This is a genomic window from Pseudomonas sp. K5002, assembly GCF_013386655.1.
In the GTDB taxonomy this organism is placed as follows: Bacteria; Pseudomonadota; Gammaproteobacteria; order Pseudomonadales; family Pseudomonadaceae; genus Aquipseudomonas.
Window position 1 is genome coordinate 590 of sequence record NZ_JACARK010000835.1, and the last position, 2,603, is coordinate 3,192.

At 64.7% G+C, this 2,603-nt stretch carries 1 pseudogene; it reads right to left on the reverse strand.

The features are described 5' to 3' along the window. A pseudogene (locus tag HX846_RS29510) lies at positions 1–2,603 on the reverse strand (condensation domain-containing protein); the annotation flags it as partial.

Genomic DNA, 2,603 nt, shown 5'->3' on the forward strand with positions numbered 1-2,603 from the left:
GTGGAGCCGGAGGTGTAGATCACATACGCAAGGTTGTGCGGGTCGAGCTGCACCGAGGGTGCCTTGATCGACTGCTCACGCAGATCAAGACGGTCCAGCTCCAGCAAGGGTACCGATTCGGCAACCGGCAGCTGCGCCGACACCGACGAATCGCTGATCAGCAGCGCCAGCCCCGAATCCTCGATCAGGTAGGCCAGGCGCTCGCGCGGGTAGAGGGTGTCCAGCGGCACATAAGCGCCGCCGGCCTTGAGCACCGCCAGCAACGCCACAATTACCGACTCGCTGCGCGGCAACGCCACACCCACACGGGTTTCAGCGCCAACGCCGCGGGCGATCAGCGCGTGGGCCAGTTGGTTGGCGCGCTGGTCGATTTCACCGTAGCTGAACTGCCGATCGTTGAAAATCACCGCTGTGCGTTGCGGGCGCTCGGCCGCCAGGGTGGCAATGCGCTGATGCACGCCGATGTCCACCGGGTACGGCTGTGGATGGTTCTGCGCTTGCTGGCGGGCCTGTTCGTCGCGGCTTGCCAGGGCGATTTCACCCAGGTTGCGTTCTGCCGACTCGGCAAACTGCTCAAGCAGTTGCAGCAAATGCGCACTGATGCCTTCGACCACCTCGCTCGCGAATTGGCCGCGGTCGAAGCTGTAATGCAACGCCAGCTGCCGGCCGAGGGTCACCGCCACGCTCAGCGCGTAGTGCGTCTGCTCCAGGTTGCCCACATCGCCGAACACCAGCCCCTGCCCGGCCTGGCTCAGCGCCTGGGCTACCGGATAGTTTTCGAACACCAGGATATTGTCGAACAGCGCTTCACCGCCCTGCCCGGCCCAACGTTGGATGTCCGCCAGCGGCGTGTGTTCGAAGTCACGCAGGCTGAGATTCTGCGCCTGCACCGTTTGCAACCATTGGCCGACGCTTTGATCGGGACGCGGTGCGCCGATCACCGGGAGGGTGTTGATGAACAGGCCGACCTGTTGCTGCTCGATGCCGCGCAAATCTGCCGGACGCCCGGCCACGGTCACGCCGTAGATCACGTCATCGCGGCCTGCGTGTTGGCCGAGCAACAGGGCCCAGGCGCCTTGGATCAGGGTGTTGAGCGTCAAGTGATGGCGACGGGCGAACTGCGCCAGTTGTTCGGTTTCGTCGACACTCAGGCGGTTTTCCCGTTCGGCGCATGGCGCGTCGGTCGTGGGAAGCAGGCGCAAGCCGAAATCGGGCAGCGGCGTCGGTTCGCTGACGTCCTGCAACTGGTCACGCCAGAAACCTTCGGTGGCAGCCATGTCCTGTTCTGCCAGCCAGGCGATGTAGTCGCGGTAGGCGCGCGTCGGCGCCAGGTTGGCCGGGCGGCCATGGGCGTGTTCGTAATAGAGCGCCAGCCACTCCTGGATCGCAATGCCGACGCTCCAGCCGTCCATGATGATGTGGTGGAAGGTCCAGATCAGGTGCCAGCGCTGCGGTTCCAGGCGCACCAGGGTCAGGCGCATCAGGGGCGAGTCATTCAGTTCCAGCGGTTGTGCGCGTTGTTCCAGGGCCAATTGCTGCAGCGCGGTTTTCGGGTCGGCGTGGCCTTGCCAGTCCAGCTCGCTCAGGGGCAACCCGACGTCGGTTTGCACCACCTGATAGGCATCGTCGAGGTCTTCCCATAGAAACGCGCTGCGCAACACGGCGTGGCGTTGCATCAATGCTTGCCAGGCAGCGCGAAACGCCGGCAATTGCACCGGGCCGTTCATCTCCAGGCTCAATTGCTGGTAGTACACCCGGGATTCTGGCTCGACCACGCTGTGAAACAGCAAACCGTGCTGGGTCGGCGATAGGGAGTAGATGTCTTCGATGTTGTTCATGGTTGTGCGATCCATTTCAAATGCTTGGAGAAAACGGCCAGCCACGGGCCGTTTTCAGGAATTCGGTTTGCTCTTGAGCTTGCCTAGCAACGCGTCCAGGGACTTCTGATTGAGCGCCTTGGCCAACGGGAAGTCAGACGGCATCAGTGCCCCGGCCTGCGGATCGAGGCAATGTTCCAGCAGCGCCTGCAGGTGCTTGAGCAGTTGCGCAGGCAGGTCGCGATCGGCGTCCGGGTTGACGCTGTGCCAATGCAGGTGCAGCACGCCGTCCTCCAGCCAGGCCACCACTTCACGGGCATGGCTGACGCGGTTACCCAAAGCCACCTCCGACGGCGCCGCCAGCGAGCTGGCACGCAACCAGCCCGGCGAGGTTTGCTCGTGGCCCAAATAGTTGAACAGCACATCACCGCTGGCCGCTGGCAACTCGCCGCGCAGGCGCAGCAAGCCGTGCCCGAGGCCCTGGCCGGGAACGCCGCGCAGGGCTTCCTTGGCCTGGCGCACCCAGTCGCCGGCGGCGCCACGGGCGTTGACGCGCAGCGGGAACAGGGTGGTGAACCAGCCCACGGTGCGGCTGGCATCCAGGCCCTCAAAACCGGCATCGCGGCCGTGGCGCTCGAGGTCGACGACGATGTCCTGGCGCTGTTCGGCTTGCGCCAGGGTGGCGACCAGGGCGGCGATCAACAGCTCTTCCGGTTGGGTCCGGTAGGCGGCGTGGGACTCGGTGAGCCATTGATGAGTCCGTGTGGCATCCCAACGGGCCGACAA